Source organism: Microbacterium sp. CPCC 204701, from assembly GCF_004010105.1.
Taxonomy (GTDB): domain Bacteria; phylum Actinomycetota; class Actinomycetes; order Actinomycetales; family Microbacteriaceae; genus Microbacterium.
The window spans coordinates 1-1164 of the sequence record NZ_RRYE01000611.1; the positions used below are offsets into that span (position 1 = coordinate 1).

General features: G+C 73.1%; 1 protein-coding gene and 1 pseudogene. Both read left to right on the forward strand.

Annotation, left to right across the window (positions count from 1 at the left end; all coding sequences use genetic code 11):
- A pseudogene (locus tag EIO58_RS18295) lies at window positions 1–714 on the forward strand (transglutaminase); the annotation flags it as partial.
- Window positions 711–1164 (forward strand): DUF5684 domain-containing protein (locus EIO58_RS18300; protein ID WP_240659015.1); only part of this gene is annotated, 454 nt, incomplete at its 3' end. The pseudogene EIO58_RS18295 and the gene EIO58_RS18300, both read left to right, overlap by 4 nt.

The window sequence follows — 1164 nt, forward strand, 5'->3', positions numbered from 1 at the left end:
GTTCAGTCGACCGGCGGGCAGTGGGTCCCCATCGACGTCACGCCCCAGTACGAGCAGTCGCCGAGCCTCGACGTCACCGAGCAGCGCGACCCCGAGAACGTCACGGAGGTGCGCCCCGAATCGGTCGAGGAGGTCGTTCCGCCCGACCCTGCGCAGGAGGACTCCGCGTCAGATCGCCCGGACGAGGACGAATCGGGCGTCGACCTCGCATGGCTGTTGCCGGTGCTGCGTGCGTCGGGCATCGTGCTGCTCCTGCTGGCTCTCGCGCTCGGCCCGTTCCTGATCGTGGTCGGGGTGAAGGCCGCGCGTCGCCGGGGCCGCCGCCGGGCCGCCACGCCTGCCGCACGGATCTCGGGGGCCTGGGACGAGTACGTCGATTCGGCGGTGGATGCCGGTCGCGAGGCGCCCCGCATGCTCACCCGCACCGAGCTCGCGGCATCCTTCGCGACGCCGTCAGGACCCGACCTCGCCCGCGAGGCCGACCGCGCGGTCTTCTCGCACGCGACGGTCGCCGACGACGAGGCCCGCGAGTACTGGGAGGCCGTCGAGGCCGAGCGTCGCGGCCTCCGGAGTGAGCGCGGCGTATGGCGCGGACTCGCCGCGACCGTATCGTTGAGATCGTTGCTCCGACCGCTGGCGCCCGAACCGGGCGCCCGAACGCGAATCGCCGAAAGGGGGAGACGACGGGCCGAGCCCGCGCGTCCGATGCCATGACTCCCACCGCTGCCTCCGCCGTCGACGTCTCGGGCGTGCTCTTCGGGGTGCTGTTCGCCCTGCTGGTGACCGCCGGCCTGTACCTCTGGGTCGCCCTCGCGCTGTCGGCCGTGTTCCGCAAGTCGGGGGAGGAGAACTGGAAGGCCTGGGTGCCGATCCTCAACAGCATCGTGCTGCTGCAGCTGGCGGGACTCTCGCCCTGGCTGGTCCTGCTCGTGCTCGTCCCCTTCGCCGGCATCGTGGTCTTCGCCGTCGCCGTCCACCGCGTCAGCGTCGCCTTCGGCTACGGAGCCGGCATGACCGTGCTCGGCATCCTGCTGTTCCCGGTGTGGGCGTCGGTCATCGGGTGGGGGAGCGCCCGCTGGGTCGGGAGGGAGGTGCCCGCCCAGGGCGTGCACAGCGCGCGCGGCGCTCGCTCGACCGCGCCGGCGACGGGCGCGCGCCGCACGG